The following is a 22,954-nucleotide window of genomic DNA, read 5'->3' as shown; positions in this document are numbered from 1 at the left end:
GGCGCCCCCGGGTTCGGGAGCGCCCCTTCTCGTCTGCCGGCCGGTCAGTCCGCGTAGCTGGGGAGCATGCGCTCGTGCGCCTCGCGGAGCTCGGACAGGCCGATGCTGAACAGCTCCTGCTGGTCGCCTTCGGGGCCGCGTCCGGTCACGTGGAGCGCGTCGCCGCCCGCCACGCCGATCTGGGTGACCGGGACGCCCGCGGACTCGCACAGCGCAGCCAGCCGCGCCTCGGCGCCGGGCCGGACCACCAGCATGGCGCGGGCCACCGACTCGCTGAACAGCGCCACGAACGGGTCGCCCGGCAGCGTGATGCGGGCGCCGAGCCCGCCGCGCAGGCACGACTCCACCAGCGTCTGCGACAGGCCGCCGTCCGACAGGTCGTGGACGGCCGTGACCAGCCCGTCGCGGACGGCGTTGACCATCACCGACGCCAGCGCCGCCTCGGCCTTCAGGTCGACCAGCGGCGGCAGGCCGCCCAGGTGGTTGTAGACGACGTGCGCCCATTCGGAGCCGCCGAACTCCTCGCGCGTCTCGCCGAGCAGCGCGATCGTGGCGCCGTCGCTGGTCAGCGACATGTTCACCCGGCGGCGGACGTCGTCGTGGACCCCGAGGACGCCGATCACCGGCGTCGGGTTGATCGGGGTCTCCCCCGTCTGGTTGTAGAAGCTGACGTTGCCGCCCGTGACCGGGATGCCCAGGTACTGGCAGCCGTCCGCGAGGCCCTCCACCGCGCGCGCGAACTGCCACATGACGCCCGGGTCCTCGGGGGAGCCGAAGTTGAGGCAGTTGGTGACGGCCAGGGGCCGCGCACCGGTGGCGGCGACGTTGCGGTACGCCTCGCTCAGCGCGAGCTGCGCGCCCGAGTACGGGTCCAGGCGCGTGTAGCGGCCGTTGCCGTCCAGGGAGAGCGCGATGCCCAGCCCGGACTCGTCGTCCACCCGCACGACGCCCGCGTTCTCCGGCATCGCCATGACGGTGTTGCCCAGGACGTACCGGTCGTACTGCGACGTCACCCACGTCTTGCTGGCGAGGTTCGGGGACCCGGCCAGCCACAGCATCGTCCGGCGCAGCTCGTCGCCGTTGGACGGACGGGTGAGCCGTCCGGGGGTGTCGGCCTGCAGGGCGCCGAGGTCGTGCGGCGGCTCCAGCGGGCGGTTGTAGACCGGGCCCTCGTCGACGGCCGTGACCGGCGGGATGTCGACGATCGTCTCGCCCCGCCACGTCATGACCAGCCGGCGCGTGTCGGTGACCGTCCCGATCACCGTCGCCGGGATCTCCCAGCGGCCGCAGATCTCCATGAAGCGCTCGACCTTGCCGGGCGAGACCACCGCCATCATGCGCTCCTGCGACTCGCTCATGAGGATCTCCTCGGGGAGGAGCGTCGCGTCGCGGAGCGGGACGTCGTCGAGGTCGACGTGCATGCCGCCGGTGCCGGCCGCGGCCAGCTCCGTCGTCGCGCAGGACACCCCGGCGGCGCCGAGGTCCTGGATGCCGACCACGAGGTCCTCGCTGAACAGCTCCAGGCAGCACTCGATGAGCAGCTTCTCCATGAACGGGTCGCCCACCTGGACCGACGGCCGCTTCTGGTGCGACTCCTCGTCGAACGTCGCCGAGGCCAGGACGGACGCGCCGCCGATGCCGTCCGGCCCGGTCAGCGCGCCGAACAGGATCACCTTGTTGCCGGGGCCGGGGGCCACGGCACGCTGGATGTCCTCATGCTTCATCACACCGACGCACAGGGCGTTCACGAGCGGGTTCTGCTCGTAGCAGGCGTCGAAGACGGTCTCACCGCCGATGTTGGGCAGGCCCAGGGAGTTCCCGTAGCCGCCCACACCGGCCACCACGCCGGGCAGGACGCGCTGCGTGTCGGGGGCGTCCGCCGGGCCGAAACGGAGCGAGTCCATGACCGCGATGGGACGCGCGCCCATCGACATGATGTCGCGGACGATCCCGCCGACGCCGGTTGCGGCGCCCTGATACGGCTCCACATAGGACGGGTGGTTGTGCGACTCCACCTTGAAGGTGACCGCCCAACCCTGGCCGATGTCCACGACACCGGCGTTCTCCCCCATGCCGACCAGCAGCTTGTCGGTCTTCGGGGCCTTGTCGCCGAACTGGCGCAGGTGCACCTTGGAGCTCTTGTAGGAGCAGTGCTCGCTCCACATGACCGAGTAGATCGCCAGCTCCGCCGACGTGGGACGACGCCCGAGGATGTGCCGGACGCGCCGGTACTCGTCCTCGTTCATCCCCAGTTCGGCGTACGGCTGCGGGCGCTCGGGGGTCGCGGCGGCGATCGCGACCGTGTCCGTACCGTGCCCGGCCGGGCCGGACGTCTCGATCGCGGGCATCGGGCCGGTCCCCCGCCCGAGGGGCTGCAGACCGGTTCCGGTCTCGACCGTCGGCCCTGCGGCCGGGCCGAGCGCGGGCTGGGGGCCCGTCCCCGGGCCCACGGCCCGCTGCGGGCCGGTGCCGCGGCCTATCCGAGGCTGAGGCCCCGTCCCGGCGCCTTCGGCGCGCACGGGCACCAGCGGACCGGTGTTCATGCTGACGACGGGCTGCGGGCCGCTACCGGGCCCGACCGCGGGCTGCGGACCCGTCCCGGAACCGACGGCGGGCTGCGGGCCGGTACCGGAGCCGATCGCGGGCTGCGGGCCCGTGCCGGGACCTTCCGGACGCGCCAGCGGGCCGGTGTTCAGGTCGACGATGGGCTGCGGGCCGCTCGTGGGCCCGACCACCTGCTGCGGACCCGTCCCGGAACCGACGGCGGGCTGTGGCCCGGTGCCGAAGCCCACGACCGGCTGCGGCCCCGTCCCCACGACCGGCTGCGGCCCCGTCCCCACGGCGGGCTGCGGGCCGGTACCCGAACCGACGGCCGGCTGCGGCCCGGTGCCAGGACCCTCGGGACGCGCCAGCGGCCCACTGTTGAGGTCGATGATCGGCTGCGGACCCGTCCCGGGCCCAACCGCGGGCTGCGGACCCGTCCCCGAACCAACGGCCGGCTGCGGGCCGGTGCCAGGACCCTCGGGACGCGCCAGCGGCCCACTGTTGAGGTCGATGATCGGCTGCGGACCCGTGCCAGGCCCGACCGCGGGCTGCGGACCCGTACCGGAGCCAACGGCCGGCTGCGGGCCCGTACCCGGGCCCACGGTCGGCTGAGGACCAGTCCCCGACCCTGCGGCGGGCTGAGGGCCCGTACCGGTGCCGAGCGCGGGCTGCGGGCCCGTGCCGGAGCCACCGGGCCGAGCCGGCGGGCGGGGCCCGGCGAACCCGTTCAGGTCGGGCATCGTCAGAGACGGGTCCACCACGGTGGACGAGGGGTTCCCGGCGGCGCGCTCCTCCTGGAGGGCACGGGCGAAGTCCTGGTCGGGGCCCTCGAGGGGTACGGCAGGGGCGGGAGCGGGCAACTGCTCGCCGTCCAGCACCGGCATGGGGCCCGTGAACGGGCCGGAGGGGGCCGGGGCGGCGGGGTCCTGCTGCACCGGCCGGGGGGCCGGGCTCGCGTTCCGGTCCTCCTCGATGATGGCCTTGAAGCCCTGGGTCACCGCGGGGTTGACGGGCTGGAGCTCGGGGTCGTCCGCGTCGGACTTGAGCTCCCCGAGCCACTCCATCGACGGCTCGTCGGAGGCGTTCCGGGTGGCTCGTCCGGAAGCGTGGGGCCGTTGCTCACTCATGCGTTGACCAGTCTCTTGACAATGGACGTGAAGAAACCGAGCCCGTCGGTGGACGGACCGGTCAGCGACTCCACGGCATGCTCGGGGTGGGGCATGAGCCCGACCACGTTGCCGGCCTCGTTGCAGATGCCGGCGATGTCGTCGAGGGAGCCGTTCGGGTTCAGGTCGACATAGCGGGCGACGATCCGGCCGGTGTCGGCCAGTTCGATCAGCGTCTCCCGGTCGGCGGTGTAGCGGCCGTCCCGGTTCTTGATCGGGATCACCAGCTCCTGGCCCTCGCTGTACTCGCTCGTCCAGGCGGTGGCGGTGTTCTCGATCCGCAGCCGCTGGTCGCGGCAGACGAAGTGCAGGCCCGCGTTCGGGAGCAGCGCCCCCGGCAGCAGGTGCGACTCGCACAGCACCTGGAAGCCGTTGCAGATGCCGAGCACGGGCAGCCCCGCGCCGGCGGCGGCCACCAGTTCGCTCATCAGCGGCGCGAACCGGGCGATAGCCCCGGCCCGCAGGTAGTCCCCGTAGGAGAACCCACCGGGCAGGACGACCGCGTCGACGCCCTGCAGTTCATGGTCCCCGTGCCAGAGCGCGACCGGCTCGGCGCCGGACAACCGGACGGCGCGTGCGGCGTCCTTGTCGTCCAGAGAACCGGGAAAGGTGATGATGCCTACCCGGGCAGCGTCCATCTGTTCTGTTCCTCCGAAATGAGGTGCGGCCGGGACGGTCGGGATCTCGTCCGCCGATCACCCCGCTGCGCGTCGCAATACCCCCAGCGCGCGTCCTAATCTACCCGGCGTTGTGCATGAGGCGGGCGTCGAGGCGGCGTACCAGGGCCCCGTCGCTCCAGGTCAGCCGCTTTCGCAGGTGAACGATGGTGCCCCTGTCGGGGGAGGAGTCGATGTCCAGGTCGTCGACCAGCGCCCGCATGATCTTAATCCCGCGTCCGGACTCGGACAAAGCGCCCCTGTCCTCGGCGTGGGCGGGCCGCGGCCCGCGGCCCCAATCCATGATGGTGAGCAGGCACACACCGTCGTCGACGTGCCCGGTCACCTCGTACTCTCCGGACGAGCGGGCGTGCTGGACGACGTTCGTGCACGCCTCGGAGGCGGCGACCAGGACGTCGTCGACGCAGTCCGCGGAGACGCCGAGACCCCGCAGGGCGTCCCCCACCAGCCGCCGGATCACCGGGACGCTCAGCGCCTCGCGCGGCAGCGCGAGCGAGAACCTCATATCCACCCGGACACCTCGTGTCATGGCCCCGGGCTTCCCGATTCCCCCGGCCCCGGAGCGCGCTCGACGACTCGACGGAGCTAACACTTCCCCGGCGGAATACTCCGTAATCGCTATACTCACGGGTCTTCCGAGAATCTCACAGCGTCGTGCAACGGTTCGGAACTGATCGGCTCCGCACCGATACCGAACAGTATTCTTTGGCCATTCCCGGCCGATGCCGGTCAGAGAACGCGAACCTCGTAATTCTCGATGACCGGATTGGCCAGCAGCGTCTCGGCGATCTTGCCGACCCGCTCTAGGGCCGCCTCGTCGGCGTCCCCCTCCAGCTCCACCTCGAACCGCTTGCCCTGCCGGACGGCGACGACCCCGTCGAATCCCATCTGCGGCAGCTTCCTGGCGATCGCCTGACCCTGCGGGTCGAGGATCTCCGGCTTGAGCATGACGTCCACGACGACACGCGCCACGACCGCCCCCTCCACTGATCTGCGCTTTTCCTTACGATCTGAGCGTACGGCACCATGGCTCTTCACGAGCCATCCACATCCCCCCGGAGCCACCCGATGAACATCGAGGACCTGACCCCCTCGGAGCGCCGCTTGTGGAAGGCCTTCCCGAAGGGTGAATCCGTCGACCTGTCGACTGGCGACCCGGCGCTCGACGACATCGGGCAGGCCGACCGGTGGGGGCACGACCGGGTGGTCAGGGCCGAGGTCCTCGTCGCGCTCCTCGTCGGCGCGGTGGAGCCCGAACCGGGGCAGGTCGCCGCCGTCCGGCTCGCCGGCGCCCGCATCACCGGCTCGCTGAACCTGGGGCACGCGGAGGTCACCGTCCCCCTCGCCCTCACCGGCTGCGCGTTCGACGAGGCACCGCACCTGTACTGGGCGAGCATGACCAGCGTCCACCTGATGCGCTGCCGCCTGCCGGGCCTGGTCGCGTCCGGCACACGCGTCGACGGCCACCTGTGGCTGGAGGGCAGCCGGATCAACGGCGGCCTGTGGCTGGACGGCGCGAACATCACCGGCATCCTGAACATGTCGGGCGTCCAGCTGACCAATCCGGGCGGGGACGCCCTGCTCGCCGACCGCCTCGCCGTCGAGGCGAACGTCTACTGCGACCAGGGGTTCATCGCCAACGGCGAGGTCCGGCTGCCGGGCGCCCGCATCGGCGGCCAGCTGATCTTCCGTGGCGCGCGGCTCTACAACCCGTCCGGCGTCGCCCTGTACGCCAGCCGCCTGGACGTGGCCGCGAACGTGTTCTGCGACGGCGGGTTCGCCGCCGAGGGCGAGATCCGGCTCCGCGGCGCCCGCGTCGGCGGCTACCTCTCCTTTGTCGGCGCGACCCTGTCCGCCCCGGAGCGCACGGCCCTCAACGCCGACGACCTCGCCGTCGAGACCGACATCTACTGCTCGGACGGCTTCACCGCCACCGGCGCCGTCAGCTTCTCCGGCGCCCGCGTCACCGGCCAGCTCAGCCTGCGCGACGCCCGGCTGCGCCACGACACCGGGACGGCCCTCAGCCTGCAGCGCGTCCAGGCCGAGGAACTGCTCCTGCGCACCGCCGAGCCGATCAAGGGCACCGCCGACCTGTCCTACGCCCGCATCAACCTGCTCCGCGACGACGCCGCCTCCTGGCCGGAACGCCTCCAGCTGGACGGCCTCCAGTACGAGACCCTCGAACCGCCCCTCACCGCCCGCGAACGCCTCGCCTGGCTGCGCCGCGACAGCGACGGCTACGCCCCGCAGCCCTACGAGCGCCTCGCCCAGACCTACCGGACCCTCGGCCTGGACGCCGACGGCCGCTCCGTCCTGCTCGCCAAGGCCCGCGACCGGCGGCAGACCCAGGGCCTCCCCCGCAAGATCGTCGGCTGGTTCCAGGACATCCTCGTCGGCTACGGCTACCGCCCGTTCCGCGCCGCGAGCTGGCTGATCGGCCTCCTCGCCTTCGGGACGATCGTCTTCTCCCTGCACCAGCCGGACGTCCTGGACGAGGGCCACAAACCCCACTTCAACGCCTTCTTCTACACGCTCGACCTGCTCCTGCCCATCGGCAGCCTCGGCCAGGAGATCGAGTTCGCCCCCAAGGGCGTCTACCAGTGGATAGCGAACTTCATCGTCGCCGGCGGACTCGTCCTCGGCCTCACGGTCGCCGCCGGTGCCACCCGAGCCCTCTCCCGCGAATAAACCCGGGTTTCACTCCACCCGAAACACCGTTTCCGCACCTGCCACCTCCCCTTTCACTACTGTCCACAGGATGAAAGGGGACGGGTCATGACCCTGAAGATCGACGCCCGCGCCGTGAACGCCGAACTCCAGGCGATATCAACGGCGATGTCCGAAGTGACCCGCCAGATGGGCCCGCAGACCTGGCAGGGCGGCTCCGCCGCCGCATTCACCACCGACCTGCAAGGCCACAACCGGGCACTCAACCGCCTGATGCTCGAAGTGGAACGAACGGTCGTCCGCTTCAACCAGGTCCCCCTCACCCTCGACCCACCAGACATCCCCCGAGTCACCCCACCAGGCGGCAAGCCCGGCGTCGCGTCCGTCTCCCCGTCCGCCCTGGAACGCCTGGAAACGGCCCTGACCCGCGCCGCAGCAGATCTCCCCCACCGCGCCAAGATGATCCGCGGCCACCTGGCCCTCGCCCACCCCGACATCCCGAGCACCACGGCCTGCGACAACGCCGCCGCCTGGTGCCGCACGCAAGCCACCCGCATGCGCACCCGCATCATGTACGCCCTCGCCGAGAACGAGGTGGCCGCGACCCCCTTGATCCAGGGCCCGGTGATTCAAATCCCCGACCTGGAACGCTTCGGCTCCAAGCAAATGACCGACCTGGCCCGCCTCCAGGCCCGCACCTGGCTGAAGCACACGACCCACCCGGGCTCCGCCACTCCGGCCCTCATGTCCGAGATAGCCCGCACCCTCCGCGAGAACAGCAAGAACACCACATACCTGGCGATGTTCTTCTCCAACATCCCACCGGGCTCCGCAGGAAAACTGCCCTACCGCCTCCACCAGTTACACCACTCCAGCGGCCTGACCCCTGAAGACAAAAAACGGTAGGCGACCTCGGCACAGCCCTAGCCGCCCTGTCCCGCAAGAAGGAAACCGAAGGCGTAGCCGCCAAGGCCTTGGGCCCCGCCGGCGCGGACATGCCCGGCCAAGCCCTCCTGGTCAAGTTGAGCGCCCCCAATGTCAAATGGAGCAGCGCCATCCTGGCCGACCTGGGCAAAGCCGCCCTCCTCTGGCGCCAGAAGCACCCGTCGTACGAGATCACGCACACCTACGACGAGGGGAATCGCGGGCACACCAAGGTACTCAATCAACCGAACGGCCTCTGGTGGGAGACCTGGGGAATTCCTTACCCGGACGGCAATTATCCGGATGTCAGGACGCTTCGCGAATACGACCCCGCACTCGCCGTGCTGGGCCGCATCGCCGCCCAGAAAGACCTAACCGCGGCCCGCAACCTCGCATCCATGAAGCTGGACGACGCGTACATCATCAAGGATCCGGACAAAGCGTCCGCCTTGACTTGGCTGACCCGCGGCACCAGAGGCACCTACGCCTCCCTGCTCGTCGCTCCCGACTGGCCGGACGGCGGCACCGTCGCCGGGTCGGTCATCCAGCTGGCGACCACGCCGGTGAAGGGTCACGAAGACCAGGCCGCAATGAACGCCGCTGAGATCATGAAGTCCGTCGCCTGGTGGAACGACAAGGGCCGCGAGAAGGTCGAGAAGCCCCTCACGAGTGGCGCACCGCCGGATTTGATTCCGTGGTTCAACATCCTCCCCCGAATGGACCAGGCACCTCCCGGTACGGCACACAGCGAGCATTACACTCTCGAACTCGGCCCTGGGTTGCGTACCGGTCTGCTGCGGATGGCCCATATGTACGTTCCCTCCATCGGAGACGCGAACTCGTCGTCCACGGGGACCGACCTCCCCAGCCGGGACCCGGCCACCGGAAGCACCTACGTCACCATCGGCGGCGGCGATATGGCGGGGTTCCTGCGCACTTTTGCCATGGACGACAAGGCTTGGGCACAGATCGCCCACGACACCCAGGTGTATCGGCAGCGCATCCTCGCCTGGGGAATGGCCCATCATCGGCTCGATGACGCCATCGCACGAGCTGGATATATGGAGGGTACGATCATCAGCGCGTACGGCAAGGAGCGCATCACACGAGAAAAGTTGACGCAGAAGCAGTTCCAGGATGCCCAAAAGCATCTGACCTTGCTCCGCGATGTCACTGGCTCCTTCCTCGGCGCGAGCCCGATCAGCACCGTGCCCGGCGCGACGGATGCGTACTCGGTCGGCACAGGCCTTGCTCTCGAGAAAGTCTCCTACAAAGACTTTGACAAGAAGAGCCAGGAAATCGGCGATGCATATGCGAACTACTCGGATCAGCTCATGATGGATCTCGCTCGGGCCTTCTATCTGAAGACGCACGGTCATACCGGCGATACGAGGATCGACGCGCTCCTTCAAAGGAAGGAACTTTCACCGGAAGAGGAGAAGTTGATCAGACGTTGGGCCCTCGACCACCCATTCCCTGGGCCGACCGAAGGAAGCACCAACACTGGGCGGGCTATTGTGAACCAACTTGAAGGCCCGGTCGGACATAACGCCGACCTCCAAGGACCGCCCTCCTGATGGCACCAAGACTCGACCTGCTGATTCCTAGCGATACGGCACACCGCTCATCTCCTTCGGGAGACGAAAACGGTAGATGCGGCCGCAGTTCTTGTCGCTGAGTACGTAGTTGCCGTCCCGGGTCCGGGCTAGGCCGCCCGGCTCGGCTGATGCGACGGCGGCCAAAGTGCCGTTGAACTGGTCGCACCATTGCGCTCCGCCGAACGCGAGCCTTTCAAGTCGGCCGTCCGGACGCACCAGCACCGGTCGTGGTTCCCGCTGGAAGGCAGAAGTGCCACCCAGCAAGAGGGCTGAGCCGTCGGCGAGCGGGGTCACCGCCGACCATGGCGGGAGTTCCTTCGTCGTGGCGGGGAAGCGCACGGCCCGCGCAGGGCCGTCTACCTTGACGCGTATAAGACCTCGGAGTCCGAGGACGATCAAGCCGTGCCGTCCATCCTCTGCCACGTCTTGTGGACGCAGATCATTCGTTCCGGCCAGTTGGTGGACAGCCGCCTCGTATCCTTCGGGCTCCCATTTCCGGACCTTGTTATCACCGACAACCTCGAAAAGATCCCCCGCACGCGTGGCGATGACCGGCACACCATCCTCCCGGAGGGCGAACCGTGCGCCTTCCCAGGACTTGTCCAGCTGACCTGGATCGAGGCTGCGGCCAGAGGGGCCAATGATCTTTATCGTCCGGCCCTGGCCTGCGCGCAGCACGTCCTCTTCACGGAAGGAAGACAAGGACACCCTGGACAATCTTCCAGTCTTTCCGGAGGACATGATCCAGATCTCCCCGGACGCGATGCCAATCTGGTCGCCAGAGTTATCGATCCGGAATGTGCTGACCCGGCCATCCCGCTCGATGCGGGCGATCAGTGGCTCGCGCCCCAGCGCGCGGTAGTAGGTCAGCCCGGTCGTGGGGTCTACGGCCAGGCCACCGTCGGAATGGGCGCCGGCCGCGATCGCGTACTCGCCGTCCCGCGGAGTCTGAAAGTCGTCCGGGGAGCCGGCGATCACTACGACCTGGCCGGGGCGGGTGGGGGCCGGGGTCGGGTTGAAGGACGGCTCGCCGTTGGTGCAGGCGCTCAGGGCCGTCAGGAGGGCTACTGGCGGGATGACCCTTGTGTAACGCACCTGTCGATGATGCCAGGACGCCGGGTCGGGTGCTCGGGGTTGGGTCAGGGGCCTGGCGGTGGGGTAGGGATCACGGTGGCGGGACTTGCATCGCAGGGTGTGATGTCTGCCACGATGGCATTGCGGCTTTTGTCCCTTACCGGGGCCGATGGCCGTTGACATCGGCCGGCGGCGCGGCGATCCCGTGTACCGGCCCCGAACGAGGAGTGTCATCGATGACGATCGACTCCGTGCGCGGCGCGCCCGACACCCCGGAGCTCGCCGAGCCCGAGCTCGTCCAGCTGCTGACCCCCGAGGGGGAGCGCGTCGAGCATCCCGACTACCCCCTGGACCTCAGCGCCGAGGAAGTGCGTGACCTGTACCGCGACCTGGTGATCGTGCGGCGGATCGACCTGGAGGCCGTGGCGCTGACCCGGCAGGGCGAGCTGGGGCTGTGGGCCTCGCTGCTGGGGCAGGAGGCCGCTCAGATCGGGTCCGGGCGCGCCTTGACCGAGCACGACATGGTGTTTCCGACTTACCGGGAGCATGGCGTCGCGTGGTGCCGGGACGTCGAGCCGCTCAAGCTGCTCGGGCTGTTCCGGGGCGTCAATCATGGTGGGTGGGATCCGGCGGAGCACGGGTTCCACCTGTACACGATCGTGATCGGCAGCCAGACGCTGCACGCGGCCGGGTACGCGATGGGCATCCAGCGGGACGGGGTGCTGGGCACGCCGTCGGCGGGCGCCACGATCGCGTACTTCGGGGACGGTGCGACGTCACAGGGGGACGTGAACGAGTCGTTCGTGTTCGCCTCTGTCTTCAACGCGCCGATCGTGTTCTTCTGCCAGAACAACCAGTGGGCCATCTCGGAGCCGCTGGAGAAGCAGTCGAGGATCCCGCTCTACAAGCGGGCGCAGGGGTTCGGCTTCCCTGGGCTGCGGGTGGACGGGAACGATGTCTTCGCCTGCCTCGCGGTGACCAGGAAGGCGCTGGAGAACGCGCGGACGGGTCAGGGCCCGACGCTCGTCGAGGCGTACACGTACCGGATGGGCGCCCACACGACGACGGACGATCCCACGCGGTACCGGCTGAAGGCCGAAGAGGAGGCGTGGAAGCTCAAGGACCCGATCGAGCGCGTCAAGGCGTACCTGGTGCGCAGCGACCTGGCGGACGCGGGGTTCTTCGAGAAGGTCGAGGACGAGGCCAAGCAGCTGGCGAAGGAGCTGCGCGAGGGCTGCCGGTCGATGCCCGATCCGGAGCCGCTGTCGATGTTCGACGAGGTGTACGCCGAGCGGCATCCGCTGATGACGGAGGAGCAGGAGCGGTTCGCCGCCTACCTGGCGTCGTTCGAGGAGGAGTCGAAGTGACCACCCTGACCCTCGGCAAGGCGCTGAACGAGGGCCTGCGCAAGGCCATGGAGAACGACCCGAAGGTCCTCGTGATGGGCGAGGACGTCGGGAAGCTCGGCGGGGTCTTCCGGATCACGGACGGCCTGCAGAAGGACTTCGGCGAGGAGCGGGTCATCGACACGCCGCTCGCCGAGTCGGGCATCATCGGGACGGCGATCGGGCTCGCGCTCAGGGGATACCGGCCGGTGTGCGAGATCCAGTTCGACGGGTTCGTGTTCCCGGCGGCCGACCAGATCATCACGCAGCTCGCGAAGATGCGGATGCGGTCGCTGGGCACGCTGTCGCTGCCGGTGGTCGTCCGGATCCCGTGCGGCGGCGGCATCGGTGCGGTGGAGCACCATTCGGAGTCGCCCGAGGCGTACTTCACGCACACGGCCGGGCTGCGCGTGGTGTCGTGCTCGAACCCGGCGGACGCGTTCTCGATGATCCAGCAGTCGATCACCTCGCCCGATCCGGTGATCTTCTTCGAGCCGAAGCGCCGGTACTGGGACAAGGCCGAGGTGGACGTCGACTCGGCGGACTGGGCACCGCTGCACCAGGCGCGGGTCGTCCAGCCGGGCGAGCACGTGACCGTGCTGGCGTACGGGCCGTCGGTGAAGACGTGCCTGGAGGCGGCCGCGGCGGCGGCCGAGGAGGGCCGGTCTCTGGAGGTCATCGACCTGCGCTCGCTCAACCCGCTCGACATCGGCACCGTGACGGAGTCGGTGAACCGGACGGGACGCTGCGTGGTGGTGCACGAGGCCCCGGTGTTCAACGGGTACGGCGCCGAGCTGGCCGCGCGGATCACCGAGAAGTGCTTCTACCGGCTGGAGTCGCCGGTGCTGCGCGTCGGCGGGTTCTCCACCCCGTACCCGCCGTCCCGCCTTGAGGACCACTACCTGCCCGACCTCGACCGCATCCTGGACGCGGTCGACCGTACCTTCGCGTGGTGACGCCGGTGAGCGAGCCGAAACTGTTCAAGCTGCCGGACGTGGGCGAGGGCCTGACGGAGGCGGAGATCGTCAAGTGGCACGTCCAGCCGGGCGACACCGTCGAGGACGGCCAGACCATCGTCGAGATCGAGACGGCCAAGGCGATCGTGGAGCTGCCCTGTCCGTTCGATGGCGTGGTGACCGAGTTGCTGGTCACCGAGGGTGCGACCGTGGACGTCGGCGTGCCGATCATCTCGGTGGACACCGAGGGTGAGAGCGCGGTGGCGACGCCGGTGTCCGAGCCGCCGGCGCAGACCGCCGCGCTGCGCGAGGAGGGCGTGCCGACGGCGAACGAGCCGGGCATGGTCACGCCGGAGGAGCCGCCGAAACGCCAGCCCGTCCTGGTCGGGTACGGGGTCAAGGAGGCGTCGACCAAGCGGCGTCCGCGCAAGGGGTCCAACGGCGCCGCGCAGCCGAAGCCGCCCGCGCCTCGTCCACAGCCTGTGGACAACGGGTTGCCGCTGGCCAAGCCGCCCGTCCGGAAGATGGCGAAGGACCTCGGCGTCGACCTCGCCACCATCACGGGTTCGGGTCCCCAGGGCTCGATCACGCGGGACGACGTCCTCGCCGCCCAGGGAACGCCCCAGCAGGCGCCCGTCCAGGCCGGCCCGCGTGAGGAGCGGATGCCGGTCAAGGGGGTGCGCAAGGCGACGGCAGCGGCGGTGTCCGGTTCGGCGTTCACCGCTCCGCACGTCACCGAGTTCCTACAGGTGGACGTCACGCGCACCATGGAGACGGTCAAGCGGCTCCGTGAACTGCCCGAGTTCGCGGACGTGAAGGTGTCGCCGCTACTGCTGGTGGCGCGCGCGCTGCTCACCGCCGTGCGACGCCACCCGATGGTGAACTCCACCTGGGAGGACGGCCCGGACGGCGCAGAAATCGTCGTCAAGCGCTACGTGAACCTGGGCATAGCCGCCGCCACCGAACGCGGCCTCATCGTGCCCAAGGTGAAGGACGCGCAGGACCTCGACCTGCCCGGCCTCGCGCGCGCGCTGAACGAACTGGCCCAGAAGGCGCGGGCGGGCAAGGCGTCCCCGGCCGACCTGTCCGGCGGGACGATCTCCATCACCAACGTCGGCGTGTTCGGCGTGGACACAGGAACCCCGATCCTGACCCCCGGCGAGGCCGCGATCCTGGCGTTCGGCCAGATCCGGGACATGCCGTGGGTCCACGAGGGCGAACTGGCGATCCGCAAGGTCACCACGCTCGCCCTGTCGTTCGACCACCGGATCGTGGACGGCGAACTGGGCTCCCGCGTCCTGCGCGACGTCGGCGACATGCTGGAGGACCCCATCCGCATGCTCGCCTGGGGGTAACGTCCTGGGGCCGGCGCCGTCGACGCGGCGCCGGCCCTTCTCAGCGCGGCGGGTTGTCGTCGTCGTACATCCGCTCGTCGCGACGAGGGCCGGGGCCCGGACCTGGGCCGCCCTGCCCCCGGACCATCATCAGCATCTGCAGCACGAACGTCGCCCCGCCGACGACGATCAGGATGACTCCCACGATGTGGATGTCCACCGGGTCCGTCATCGCGTCCGGCTGGATCGCGAACTTGAGGATCAGCCCGATCGTGATCAGGAAAACGCTGACGCCGATACCCATCGATGACCTCCGCCGGACGATCCAATGCAGTGCTCTTTACCTATCCGTCCGGCTCGTCCGCCACACGTCGCGGCCTCTATGAGACGGGGACCTTTTCGATCTTCCCGAAGGGGCCGGCGTTGAAGGTCACTGACGTGACGCTGCCGGACGGGGCCGGCAGATAGACGAAGCCACGGTCGGGCTTGCCGACAGCGGTCAGGAAGGTGGCGCGACCAGGGTCGACGTAGATGCTCGTACCGCTCGGATTGGCCGGGCCGACGCGGACGGCACGGTAGACGTCCTTGCCGCCGGGCGTCTGGATCGAGAACGAGCCGAACACGCCCCCCGGATAGTTGGGGTCCGGATAGGACGCGTCAGGCGGGGTGGTCCCCGGCCCCTGGTTCACGATGTCGAACACGGCGACGATGTAGGCGCCGTCCCGGTAGAAGGGTTTGACGTCCAGCCGCCTCTTGTCCGCACCGAAACTCGCCGTGCGCGTCGCCACCGTCTTGCCGTCCTCCGGCCGGAAGGCGGCCGGTGAGGTGGTGCCGCGCGCGCTTGCCTTCACCTGGTAGGAGATCTCGACCCGGTTGTTGCGGGCGGCGTCCTTGGCTACGGGCTCGGTGTTCCCCTTGCCGCTCGCCGTGTAAGTGAAGCCGTCCCCCAGGCGCGTCTTCATTTCCTTCATGACGGCGTCGGCCCGGTCCTTGGACAGGTTTGTGTCGGCCTCGCTGGTGTGGCCCTCGAATGTCAGCGCGCCCGCTGCCTTCGTCTTGATCTGCTGCGCCGTCTCGTCCAGGACGGCTTTTGCGCGGTCCGACAGCTTCGCCGAGGCGCCGTCGAACAGCACGTCGGCGCGCAGGCTGACGGTGACCTCCGACGGGCCGGACGTGACGTCCCTCGTCTCGCCCTCAACGATGTCGTACAGGTCAACGGGGTTGGCTCCTGTGCCGGCTGAGGGAGAGGTGGACGGCGAGGAGGAGGGCGACAGCGTGGGGGCGGTGAAGGGCCTGACCCGGCCGAAGGGCTCGGCGCCCACCGACGGCTCGCCGCGGGCCGGCGGCCTGCCAGAGGGCGTCCTGGAGGGCATGGTCGGCATTCCTGACCCGCTTGGGGGCGCCGACGCGCTCGGGCTCCCGGAGGAGGCGGCATCGGTCACCGGGATGCCGGTGAACTCCCCGGCCGTCCCAGGAGTGATCGCCGTGACCTTCTGGACGTCCGCTGGGATCGGCGGGTATTCGGCGGCCATCTCCCGCGTCGCCCCGGGCGTGAAGCCGGAGCCGCTCGTCGTCCCGGTCGGTTTGTAGAGCTTGCGCCCGACCGGGTCGATCAGCGCGATCTCGAACGGCGCGGACTTCGTGGACGAGTCCAGCGACGTCACGCTGTACCGCAGCACCGCCTTGCCCACCTGCCGCTGGACGCTCTTGACGTTGATCCGCGCGTGCAGCCCGTCAGCGCCCCCGAACCAGCCCTCCTTGGAGAACGTCCCGCCGCTCTGCGCGGCAGGGCTGGGGGCACCGCCCACCGTTACGGTCGGCGGGGGCACCTTCTCGGCCCCGCTGTCGGCGCAACCGGCGGCAAGGAGCAGGCCGACAAGAGAGACGGCGAGGGGCGAAACACGCATCGGCCATCCGGTCGGGGGGAACGAGCGAGGGACGCGCCGATAGTAGTGAACGGCGGCAGCCCCCGCCACACACGCCAGTCGAGAATCCAGCATTCCACCACGCCGCGACCGGCCAACCGCCTCGGGAGCCGACGCGGGCGACGTTGGCGTGGCAGGGGGCCTCCACAGGGGAGAGGGACATGTCTGCCCAGCGTCGGGCCACACACGCAGATCATAGGTTTCGGGCTGGATCGCCTTCAGACGCTGATGATCAGCGCAAGCCGGTCGGCCCCGCGCGCTCGCGGATGCCGGCGCACGACCTGCTGCGCCAGAGCGTGGATACTCGGGCGACGGATCTCGGCGGCGGAATGCCGGTGGGCGGCCAATAGTGCGGCTGCGGTCTGGTCGGGTTTGCCTGCCCGCCACCACACCCGGCCGAGGTCGGTGTAGAGCCGTGCTCGGCGTTCCTGTGTGTCGAACTGGGCCGCGCGCAGAGTCCTACCGACTCGCATGGCCTCACCGAGGTCGTCGAGCGCCCAGCGGACGCCGAGTTCATAAAGCCGGACCTGGGCGGGGTCGACGGGAAAGCGGTTGGGACGGGCCAGGGCACGCGGGACGACGCTCCGGGCGGCGCGTTCGGCTTCCTTGATCAGGGTCAGGGCGGTGTCGGTGTCTCCTGCCTGGGCGGAACTGTAGGCGCTGGTGCAGTAGATCTGCGCCAAGGCGTTGGCGGCATCAGGGGTGGCGGTGCCGCTGTTATCGAGGTGGAGTGCGGCTTTCATGGTGATCTGCTCGGCGGATCCGCCGCGCCTACCTGCGGCACACCCGCGACCACGGCGCCCAATGGACCGACGCCGGCCTGATACGCGCCCTGACCCTGTGGGCCCGGGCCACCGGCCTGCACTCCCTGCACGGTCTCGCCGAATGAACGCCCCTAACACACCCTCGGCGAATCCAGCGTGTGAGAAAGGATGGTGAGACACCGAACCGAGGAGAGCGCGATGTTCACCGCCTGCACCCGAATCATGATCTTCTCCGAGGACCCCGAGAAGTCCGCACGCTGGTGGGGAAACGTCCTGGACGCCCCCGTGGACCTGGACGTCAAGGGAGACTCGGTGTTCGCCTGGCTCACCATCGCCGGCTTCGAGGTGGGCTTCCACATGCTGGACGAGAAGAACAACCCGCGCGGCGGCGGCCTGGTCCCCTACTTCGCCGTCTCCGACCTCGACACTGCCCTGAACACCCTTCTGGCCGCCGGATGCACCCGCCACCGCGGCCCCTACACCCCCGACGACGGCACCGGACATCGCATCGCTCAGATCGTGGACCCCTTCGGCAACATCATCGGACTCGATGGCCCCTGACCCCCGTCCCCGTGTGGAGGCGACCGTGCGGCACTGGCCCCTCACCCAGCTGACCATCACCACCCCCGACCTGATCCTCCGCGTCCCCGACGACCAACTCCTAGACGACCTCGCCCACCTCGCCGGGCAAGGCATCCACCCTCCCGGCACGACCGTCTTCCCCCAGCCCTGGACCAGCGGCACCCCCGACGAGGTCGCCGACAATGTCCTGCGCAACCACTGGTGGGCACGCGCCGACTGGCGCGGCAGCAACTGGCGACTCCACCTCACCGCCGTCCACCGCGACGGGCGCGTGATCGGACAGCAGAACCTCTCCGCCCGCGACTTCGTCGTCACCCGTGAAGCCCGTACCGGCTTCTGGGTCGGCCGACGCCACCACAACCGCAGTTACGGCACCCAAATGCGCGCCGCCGCCCTCCACCTAGCCTTCGCTCTGGGCGCTGAACGCGTCACCTCCACCGCCTTCGCCCACAACGGGCCGTCCCGCGCGATCTCTGCCAAGTTCGGATACGTTCCCAACGGAATCCGGCGAATCGCCGTCGACGATCAGTTGGTCCACGTGCAGGAGTTCGTCCTCACGCGCGCGCAGTGGGCGGCTCATGCACAGCCGGACATCACCGTCGAGGGCCTGGAAACCTGCCGCACGATGTTCGATCCTCCATCAAGCCGCAGCTCAGTCGAATCGCCAGGTCCGGGCGGTGATCGTGCCGGGAGCGACCAACTTCGTCGGCCTGTTGTCAGGGCAGGTCGTGCGCTCCGCGCTTGATGTCGGCGGTCAGCCGACGGGCCGCGAGTTCCCGGTCGAGGGGCTGCCGTCGCCGTCGGGCAAGGGCAAGGTCGATTACGTCCTCTGGGACGACGACGGCAGGCCGCTCGGACTGGTCGAGGCCAAGCGCACCACCAGGGACGCGGTGTCCGGCCAGCAGCAGGCCAAGCTCTACGCGGACGCCCAGCTCCTCGCCCGTACAGGCTCATGGCCTGCTGGGCACGGCGAACCTGGTCGGGCCTTCCGTCGCGCTGCGTTGCTCAAGGTTCTTGAGCGCCTGAGCGAAGCAGTCGAAATCGCGGCGACTCACCGCGAGTATCGGGCCGTTGGGGTCTTTGCTGTCACAAACACCACGATCCTCAACGTCCCGGCGACCTCGACGCAACTCTCTCCCTCGGCGGTGCTACGCGCGTGGCCTTAGACCACTCTGCCTCGTCCAGCTTCAGCTCTCTCAACCCGACCATTCAGCAGAGCGGCGATTCTTTGACAATTCTTACAAGACTCTGAAAATCGCTCTGGCTGATGACGAGTTTGGGGCCGTGAGGATCCTTGCTGTCTCGGACTGCAACAAGGTCCAAGGCAGATGCCACCTCAATGCACTGGTCTCCGTCATCGTGGCTACGGGACGCCTTTCGCCAGGTTGCAGAACTTAGGTCCATCTTTCTTCAATCACCTTTCGGATCAGCGCTCGCGAATCCTCTGTGTTGAGCGACTGCGCATTTAGCGTGTGCATCACTTCGCTAATCTTCGCAAGTTCTGACGGATCACGGGTCGTTTCACCTCCCGTAGCTTTAACGATGTAGGCGATCTCGCTTCTGTCGCCTTGGGTTGCGATGGTGAATGAAGCTCGTACACCTCGGTAATAGCGGGTTCGGGCGATCTGCAGGAAGATTCCTTCCCTCAATGACAGCTCGATCAGGTGTTCGAGTTGTTCACGCATGACCTCCTTGGAACCGACTTCGCGGTGCAGGACACTCTCCTCCATCACCACGCTGATCATGGGGCGGGGCGTTCTGGACAAGAGCGCCTGACGCTTCATCCGGGTAGCTACCGCATCCTCGTTGACCAGTAGGACACGAGCATACGCCTGTGTCTGAAACAGCCCATAGACGAGATAGTGCTCATACACCCGCAACTGGTCAGCCGACGCCTCCGCCTTTGGGAAGGCCACGAAGTGGGTCGGGTACCTGACCTGCTTGATCTGCTCCAGAAGGTCGTCCCAACCCTGGACGATCTCGCCTCCGGCGTCGAGCACGTTGTCCACGCGCTCGGCGAAGTCCCTGCGGCACTTCGTCCGGCCACACTCCACATGGCTGATGTAAGACCGTGCAACGTTGACGAGGTCCGCCAGTTGACCCTGCTTCAAGCCCGCCGCCTCACGGCACCGCTTGACCACAGTTCCGAAGCCGACCAGTTCGGGGTCGATCTTTGGCCTGGCGCCACCAGATGCGGACATGGCTGCTCTCCTTGCAGATGCTAGTAGCGCGCTAATAGCTGCTAGTCGAATGTGGCTACTACCTGACTCTCCTGAGATTTTAAGGCGCGACCTGGCTGAATGGCGTTCGTTCGATAACACAGGGTGATAACGGCGGGTTCTTCCGGTTTGGTGGATTGGCCCCGTTCGAGATCAGCCTCCGTCCAGGCTGGAGGGGTTCATCGATGCCAGCGGTCATGCTCGCGCCAGAGGCGCCGCCGCTCGTCCTCGATCCGTCCGACGAGGCGCCCGCGAAAGCGCGCCGCTACCTCACCGACCGGTTCCGCGAGCTCGGGCACGCCGACGACTCCGTCGGCCGACTCGTGGTTACCGAGTTGGTGACCAACAGCTACAAGCACGTCGGGGTCGGGCACATCATCGTCCGCATCTTCCCGGACGCACACGAACCGCTCACCGTCATCGAGGTATGGGACGAGAGCACCGCCCTCCCCGTCGTCCAGCGCGAGGACGACGACGCCGAGAGCGGGCGCGGTCTGCTGCTGATGGCGCAGCTCGTCCACAACTGGGGAGTCCGGCCGCTCAACGAGGAAGGGAAGATCGTATGGGCTCGCTGCGCCCGCTGAACGTCCGGGCGGGCCGCCACCTGCTGCGGTGGCGGACCCGGCTGGGGCGCACTACCGCGATCCGCAACCTCGACCTGCTCGCCGTCGCCCTCCAGGCCAGGAGCTACCGGTACGTCAAGCTGTACCAGGCCGACGAGTTCCCCACCCGTCCGCCGGTGCTGTGGGTGTTCGCGTTCAGCCTCGACGACCACGTCCGCGTCGCGGTGACCGTCCAGGCCGTGCCCGGCGGCGGCTGGGCCTACTACGAGGCAGGACGCGGACGGCACGGCTACCTCTCGCCCTGCGGCGACACCAAGCAGGCCGCCGACCAGGTGGACGCCGTCCTCAAACACCGCATGTTCCCGGCCACCTGGTAACGCGACCGGAGGTATTCCGATGATCCGCACACCTGAGGCGTGGCACGGCCGACCGGCGCGAGCCCGCATAGCGCCTGCGCCACCGCTGTCCGCACGTCCAGCCGGTCGTTTGGAGCTGGATCTCGACATCGACCGGGCCCTCGAAGACCTGCGCCGCGCCTTTCCCGGCATCTGCATCTGGCACGGCGAGTTCAGCGGTTCGCTATGGGCGCTCCTCCCGGACCGGCTGGTCGAAGCCAAGACGGCCGCCGACCTGGCCCGCCGGCTCCATGCCGCTCTGCCCCGCCCGCGTCCCCACGCCAGGCCCGAGCCGTACGTGCGCCGCCCTCGGCCGTCCGCGCGGCGGCCAGACGGCACCTGGACGACCGCGAAGTCCGCCACCCAGCGACCGGTGAAACAGGGCGGGCGTGTCCGGCGCGTCGTCCGCTGGCTCCTGACCGCCTGCCTCCACCTGACACCCGCAACGCCGCTCCCGTGACAGCCCCGGATCGGCGCCTCGTGGAGGGCAGCAGAGAGGCGGTCAGTCACGCCGGGACCAGGCCGTACGAAGTGGTCGGCTCGCTCAGCCATCACCCGATTACGTCGCGCCCGCGCCTTCCCTCTACGGCGCGATGGTGTCGGTGTACGCCGCGTCCACCTCGGCCGTGAAGGTGTCCTCGGCATCGTCGCCGTCGGTGATGGAGACGCGGGATTGGCGGCTTCGGGTCCAGAAGGCACGCATGTCCGGGCTGGTCATGAGGAACCGCAGGGCGTTGCGGAGTTCCGGGAGCTCGATGGTGTGGGTCTCGTAGGCGACTTTCTGGAGGTTGAGGATCAGGTTGCAGTAGTGGTCCTTGCGGGTCGTCTGCTCGCCGGGCGCTGGGGCGGGCCAGACCGAGCGGAGTTCGCTGTCCTCGATGGCCATTTTGATCAGATCGGTGTGCAGTTCGCGCATCGCGAGTTCGCTGCTCCGCGCCTGCTCCTCCTGGGCGATTCTCAGCTCTTCGCGCTGGTTTCGCAGCTCGCGGCCCTGCATCAGGAGCGCGGCGGTGATGCCCAGGAACGCGGCACCGGAAAAGAAGACCGCGATCGGGCTGATCGCCTGGCCTATGTCCGACCAGCGCGACAACTGGTCGTCGTCCAGGCGAAGCAGGAGAAGAACTGGGACGAGGATGCAGGAAACAACAATGAGGAGACCCGCGGTGATCGCGAGACTCATGGGGAGGGCGCGCCTCATTCTGCCTGTCATGGCACCGCCATATTAGGCGCGGTATGTGACCGGAACACCTTCCAGCGGCCGCAGTCTTTTGCCGCGGATACGCACGTCATCGACGATGTCCGCGAGGGCGTCCAGCGTCTTGGGATGCTGGATGAGCCAGCCGCCCACCTGGTAGCCGACGGGGCCGGGTCCGTAGTCGTGGACGAGGGCGCGGTGGCCGTCGAACAACAGGAAGTCGAAGTAGTTCTCCACGGGCGAAGGCGGCGCGAAGAACTCGATGTGCTCACCCAGCCGGCTCCGCACCTCGTAGTTGATCATTTCGTAGTGCAGGTAGTCGGTGAGGGGGTGGGAGAGCAACCGCACCCGGGTGAACTCCAGGTTCCGCGACCTCACCTCGTCGCGCAGAGGCTGGTCCCCCATCGCTTCTTCCCGCAGAAGGCGGCGGGCCAGTGCGGCGTCGCCGTCCTGGAACGCCTCCTGCGATCGGACGCCGTCGGCCTCGCGGTAGGACTGCCAGCATTCCAGCTTGAGGAAGCGCTGCTCTGTGCGCGCCCAAGCTTCACCGAACGCCTCCAGGAAGCCTTCCAGAGTGAGCCGTTCGCTTCCGTCCAGTACCCACGCAGGCGGTTGGTGCATCATTCGTCCGGGATGTCTTTCTTAGCGGCGATGAGAGTGGTGCGTGTGATGCGGACGATGCGTTCGTTCGGTGCGCACCGGGCGTCTTGCAATGGATTCGGGCCAAGCTCTTCGGTGATATCAACACCGATGACCGCGAAAGCGCCATCACTGAGGGTGAGGATATCAGGAGAGCCGGTCGTCGAGGTCGTGTCACCACGCTCGGCAGGTGCTTTGCCGAGTCGGCCGATCGCCTTCATGGGAGCCTCCCGAATAGCCGCCGATGACCCTACCCGAGCCATGTCCTGAAGAAACGCCGGCCATGAGTTCATGGCCTCATAGGGACATGAAGCCTGCAATGAGTAAGAGTGATCAGCGAATATCGG

General features: G+C 68.6%; 25 protein-coding genes. 12 read left to right on the top strand and 13 right to left on the bottom strand.

The window, feature by feature from the left end:
* Positions 1–44: 44 nt before the first annotated feature.
* From purL to purS, 4 genes are all read right to left on the bottom strand, one after another.
* Entirely contained in the window at positions 45–2,348 is a 2,304-nt protein-coding gene (purL, locus tag AL2_RS40310) for a phosphoribosylformylglycinamidine synthase subunit PurL (protein ID WP_067637119.1), read from the bottom strand.
* A gap of 1,319 nt (positions 2,349–3,667) precedes the next feature.
* Positions 3,668–4,348, bottom strand: coding sequence for a phosphoribosylformylglycinamidine synthase subunit PurQ (gene purQ / locus AL2_RS23305; protein WP_067636878.1), 681 nt, complete (start codon positions 4,346–4,348; stop codon positions 3,668–3,670).
* A gap of 100 nt (positions 4,349–4,448) precedes the next feature.
* Positions 4,449–4,892, bottom strand: coding sequence for an ATP-binding protein (locus AL2_RS23300; protein ID WP_210747797.1), 444 nt, complete (start codon positions 4,890–4,892; stop codon positions 4,449–4,451).
* A 224-nt stretch (positions 4,893–5,116) separates the two neighbouring features.
* The gene (purS, locus tag AL2_RS23295; protein WP_083946837.1) at positions 5,117–5,359 is read right to left on the bottom strand and encodes a phosphoribosylformylglycinamidine synthase subunit PurS; all 243 of its coding nucleotides are present in this window, start codon (positions 5,357–5,359) and stop codon (positions 5,117–5,119) included.
* A gap of 96 nt (positions 5,360–5,455) precedes the next feature.
* Here purS and AL2_RS23290 point away from each other — a divergent pair, with 96 nt between their 5' ends.
* From AL2_RS23290 to AL2_RS23280, 3 genes are all read left to right on the top strand, one after another.
* A complete protein-coding gene (locus tag AL2_RS23290; protein ID WP_067636874.1) occupies positions 5,456–7,075 on the top strand; it encodes a hypothetical protein in 1,620 nt (539 codons plus the stop codon).
* A gap of 87 nt (positions 7,076–7,162) precedes the next feature.
* On the top strand, positions 7,163–7,960 hold the full coding sequence (locus AL2_RS23285) for a hypothetical protein (RefSeq protein ID WP_067636872.1): 798 nt from the start codon (positions 7,163–7,165) through the stop codon (positions 7,958–7,960).
* Between the two features lie 89 nt (positions 7,961–8,049).
* Positions 8,050–9,555, top strand: a complete 1,506-nt coding sequence (locus tag AL2_RS23280) for a hypothetical protein (RefSeq protein ID WP_157438317.1) — start codon at positions 8,050–8,052, stop codon at positions 9,553–9,555.
* A 27-nt stretch (positions 9,556–9,582) separates the two neighbouring features.
* Here AL2_RS23280 and AL2_RS23275 read toward each other — a convergent pair whose 3' ends face one another.
* Positions 9,583–10,671, bottom strand: a complete 1,089-nt coding sequence (locus AL2_RS23275) for a hypothetical protein (protein WP_067636868.1) — start codon at positions 10,669–10,671, stop codon at positions 9,583–9,585.
* A 215-nt stretch (positions 10,672–10,886) separates the two neighbouring features.
* On the opposite strand from AL2_RS23275, the gene pdhA reads away from it, so the two are divergent.
* The 3 genes from pdhA to AL2_RS23260 are packed head-to-tail and all read left to right on the top strand — an operon-like array spanning position 10,887 to position 14,346.
* Entirely contained in the window at positions 10,887–12,017 is a 1,131-nt protein-coding gene (pdhA, locus tag AL2_RS23270; RefSeq protein ID WP_067636866.1) for a pyruvate dehydrogenase (acetyl-transferring) E1 component subunit alpha, read from the top strand.
* A complete protein-coding gene (locus AL2_RS23265) occupies positions 12,014–12,991 on the top strand; it encodes an alpha-ketoacid dehydrogenase subunit beta (protein WP_083946818.1) in 978 nt (325 codons plus the stop codon). Before pdhA ends, AL2_RS23265 begins: the two co-directional genes overlap by 4 nt.
* A gap of 5 nt (positions 12,992–12,996) precedes the next feature.
* Positions 12,997–14,346, top strand: coding sequence for a dihydrolipoamide acetyltransferase family protein (locus AL2_RS23260; protein WP_245666862.1), 1,350 nt, complete (start codon positions 12,997–12,999; stop codon positions 14,344–14,346).
* A gap of 40 nt (positions 14,347–14,386) precedes the next feature.
* Here the strand turns inward: AL2_RS23260 and AL2_RS23255 are convergent, their stop codons facing one another.
* The 3 genes from AL2_RS23255 to AL2_RS23245 all read right to left on the bottom strand — a co-directional run bounded on the left by AL2_RS23255 (position 14,387) and on the right by AL2_RS23245 (position 16,993).
* Positions 14,387–14,629, bottom strand: coding sequence for a DUF6458 family protein (locus AL2_RS23255; protein ID WP_067636862.1), 243 nt, complete (start codon positions 14,627–14,629; stop codon positions 14,387–14,389).
* Between the two features lie 76 nt (positions 14,630–14,705).
* Entirely contained in the window at positions 14,706–16,133 is a 1,428-nt protein-coding gene (locus tag AL2_RS23250; protein ID WP_067636860.1) for an OmpA family protein, read from the bottom strand.
* Positions 16,134–16,468: 335 nt separating this feature from the next.
* Positions 16,469–16,993: a hypothetical protein gene (locus AL2_RS23245; RefSeq protein WP_067636859.1), complete on the bottom strand. Its 525-nt coding sequence runs from the start codon at positions 16,991–16,993 to the stop codon at positions 16,469–16,471.
* Between the two features lie 189 nt (positions 16,994–17,182).
* On the opposite strand from AL2_RS23245, the gene AL2_RS23240 reads away from it, so the two are divergent.
* From AL2_RS23240 to AL2_RS39360, 3 genes are read left to right on the top strand one after another with little or no spacing between them, the layout of a single operon-like run.
* A complete protein-coding gene (locus tag AL2_RS23240; RefSeq protein ID WP_210747796.1) occupies positions 17,183–17,575 on the top strand; it encodes a VOC family protein in 393 nt (130 codons plus the stop codon).
* A 13-nt stretch (positions 17,576–17,588) separates the two neighbouring features.
* Positions 17,589–18,341 (top strand): GNAT family N-acetyltransferase, encoded by a 753-nt coding sequence (locus AL2_RS23235; RefSeq protein WP_067636855.1) that lies wholly within the window; start codon positions 17,589–17,591, stop codon positions 18,339–18,341.
* On the top strand, positions 18,274–18,762 hold the full coding sequence (locus tag AL2_RS39360; RefSeq protein ID WP_245666860.1) for a hypothetical protein: 489 nt from the start codon (positions 18,274–18,276) through the stop codon (positions 18,760–18,762). The genes AL2_RS23235 and AL2_RS39360 overlap by 68 nt, the downstream gene beginning before the upstream one ends.
* A gap of 43 nt (positions 18,763–18,805) precedes the next feature.
* On the opposite strand, the gene AL2_RS36680 is transcribed toward AL2_RS39360, so the two are convergent.
* The gene (locus tag AL2_RS36680; RefSeq protein WP_083946817.1) at positions 18,806–19,000 is read right to left on the bottom strand and encodes a DUF397 domain-containing protein; all 195 of its coding nucleotides are present in this window, start codon (positions 18,998–19,000) and stop codon (positions 18,806–18,808) included.
* Entirely contained in the window at positions 18,991–19,797 is an 807-nt protein-coding gene (locus AL2_RS23225; protein ID WP_067636852.1) for a helix-turn-helix domain-containing protein, read from the bottom strand. The genes AL2_RS36680 and AL2_RS23225 overlap by 10 nt, the downstream gene beginning before the upstream one ends.
* Before the next feature lie 203 nt (positions 19,798–20,000).
* Here AL2_RS23225 and AL2_RS23220 point away from each other — a divergent pair, with 203 nt between their 5' ends.
* From AL2_RS23220 to AL2_RS23210, 3 genes are all read left to right on the top strand, one after another.
* Positions 20,001–20,399, top strand: a complete 399-nt coding sequence (locus AL2_RS23220; RefSeq protein WP_157438314.1) for an ATP-binding protein — start codon at positions 20,001–20,003, stop codon at positions 20,397–20,399.
* On the top strand, positions 20,378–20,755 hold the full coding sequence (locus AL2_RS23215; RefSeq protein WP_067636849.1) for a hypothetical protein: 378 nt from the start codon (positions 20,378–20,380) through the stop codon (positions 20,753–20,755). Before AL2_RS23220 ends, AL2_RS23215 begins: the two co-directional genes overlap by 22 nt.
* 109 nt (positions 20,756–20,864) lie before the next feature.
* Positions 20,865–21,233: a hypothetical protein gene (locus AL2_RS23210; RefSeq protein ID WP_067636847.1), complete on the top strand. Its 369-nt coding sequence runs from the start codon at positions 20,865–20,867 to the stop codon at positions 21,231–21,233.
* A gap of 123 nt (positions 21,234–21,356) precedes the next feature.
* Here the strand turns inward: AL2_RS23210 and AL2_RS23205 are convergent, their stop codons facing one another.
* From AL2_RS23205 to AL2_RS36675, 3 genes are read right to left on the bottom strand one after another with little or no spacing between them, the layout of a single operon-like run.
* On the bottom strand, positions 21,357–21,953 hold the full coding sequence (locus AL2_RS23205) for a DUF6082 family protein (protein ID WP_210747795.1): 597 nt from the start codon (positions 21,951–21,953) through the stop codon (positions 21,357–21,359).
* A gap of 42 nt (positions 21,954–21,995) precedes the next feature.
* Positions 21,996–22,589 carry a DUF6879 family protein gene (locus AL2_RS23200; protein ID WP_174550875.1) on the bottom strand — a complete coding sequence of 198 codons (594 nt, stop codon included), beginning with the start codon at positions 22,587–22,589 and terminating at the stop codon, positions 21,996–21,998.
* On the bottom strand, positions 22,589–22,828 hold the full coding sequence (locus AL2_RS36675) for a hypothetical protein (RefSeq protein WP_083946816.1): 240 nt from the start codon (positions 22,826–22,828) through the stop codon (positions 22,589–22,591). The genes AL2_RS23200 and AL2_RS36675 overlap by 1 nt, the downstream gene beginning before the upstream one ends.
* Positions 22,829–22,954 lie beyond the last annotated feature (126 nt).

Source organism: Actinomadura latina NBRC 106108 (assembly GCF_001552195.1).
Classification (GTDB): Bacteria; Actinomycetota; Actinomycetes; order Streptosporangiales; family Streptosporangiaceae; genus Spirillospora; species Spirillospora latina.
The sequence above is the reverse complement of the archived record's forward strand: the minus strand, read 5'-3'. Positions and strand labels throughout refer to the sequence as shown.

Bases quoted from the DNA above. Each gene is read 5' to 3' on its own strand.
- purQ (WP_067636878.1), bottom strand. From the start codon at position 4,348: ATGGACGCTGCCCGGGTAGGCATCATCACCTTTCCCGGTTCTCTGGAC.
- AL2_RS23215 (WP_067636849.1), top strand. From the start codon at position 20,378: ATGGGCTCGCTGCGCCCGCTGAACGTCCGGGCGGGCCGCCACCTGCTG.
- AL2_RS23205 (WP_210747795.1), bottom strand. From the start codon at position 21,953: ATGAGTCTCGCGATCACCGCGGGTCTCCTCATTGTTGTTTCCTGCATC.
- AL2_RS23245 (WP_067636859.1), bottom strand. From the start codon at position 16,993: ATGAAAGCCGCACTCCACCTCGATAACAGCGGCACCGCCACCCCTGAT.
- AL2_RS23255 (WP_067636862.1), bottom strand. From the start codon at position 14,629: ATGGGTATCGGCGTCAGCGTTTTCCTGATCACGATCGGGCTGATCCTC.
- AL2_RS23220 (WP_157438314.1), top strand. From the start codon at position 20,001: ATGCCAGCGGTCATGCTCGCGCCAGAGGCGCCGCCGCTCGTCCTCGAT.
- AL2_RS23285 (WP_067636872.1), top strand. From the start codon at position 7,163: ATGACCCTGAAGATCGACGCCCGCGCCGTGAACGCCGAACTCCAGGCG.
- AL2_RS23200 (WP_174550875.1), bottom strand. From the start codon at position 22,589: ATGCACCAACCGCCTGCGTGGGTACTGGACGGAAGCGAACGGCTCACT.
- AL2_RS23280 (WP_157438317.1), top strand. From the start codon at position 8,050: ATGCCCGGCCAAGCCCTCCTGGTCAAGTTGAGCGCCCCCAATGTCAAA.
- pdhA (WP_067636866.1), top strand. From the start codon at position 10,887: ATGACGATCGACTCCGTGCGCGGCGCGCCCGACACCCCGGAGCTCGCC.
- purL (WP_067637119.1), bottom strand. From the start codon at position 2,348: ATGCCCGCGATCGAGACGTCCGGCCCGGCCGGGCACGGTACGGACACG.
- AL2_RS23290 (WP_067636874.1), top strand. From the start codon at position 5,456: ATGAACATCGAGGACCTGACCCCCTCGGAGCGCCGCTTGTGGAAGGCC.
- AL2_RS23225 (WP_067636852.1), bottom strand. From the start codon at position 19,797: ATGTCCGCATCTGGTGGCGCCAGGCCAAAGATCGACCCCGAACTGGTC.
- AL2_RS36680 (WP_083946817.1), bottom strand. From the start codon at position 19,000: ATGGACCTAAGTTCTGCAACCTGGCGAAAGGCGTCCCGTAGCCACGAT.
- AL2_RS36675 (WP_083946816.1), bottom strand. From the start codon at position 22,828: ATGAAGGCGATCGGCCGACTCGGCAAAGCACCTGCCGAGCGTGGTGAC.
- AL2_RS23240 (WP_210747796.1), top strand. From the start codon at position 17,183: ATGGTGAGACACCGAACCGAGGAGAGCGCGATGTTCACCGCCTGCACC.
- AL2_RS23300 (WP_210747797.1), bottom strand. From the start codon at position 4,892: ATGAGGTTCTCGCTCGCGCTGCCGCGCGAGGCGCTGAGCGTCCCGGTG.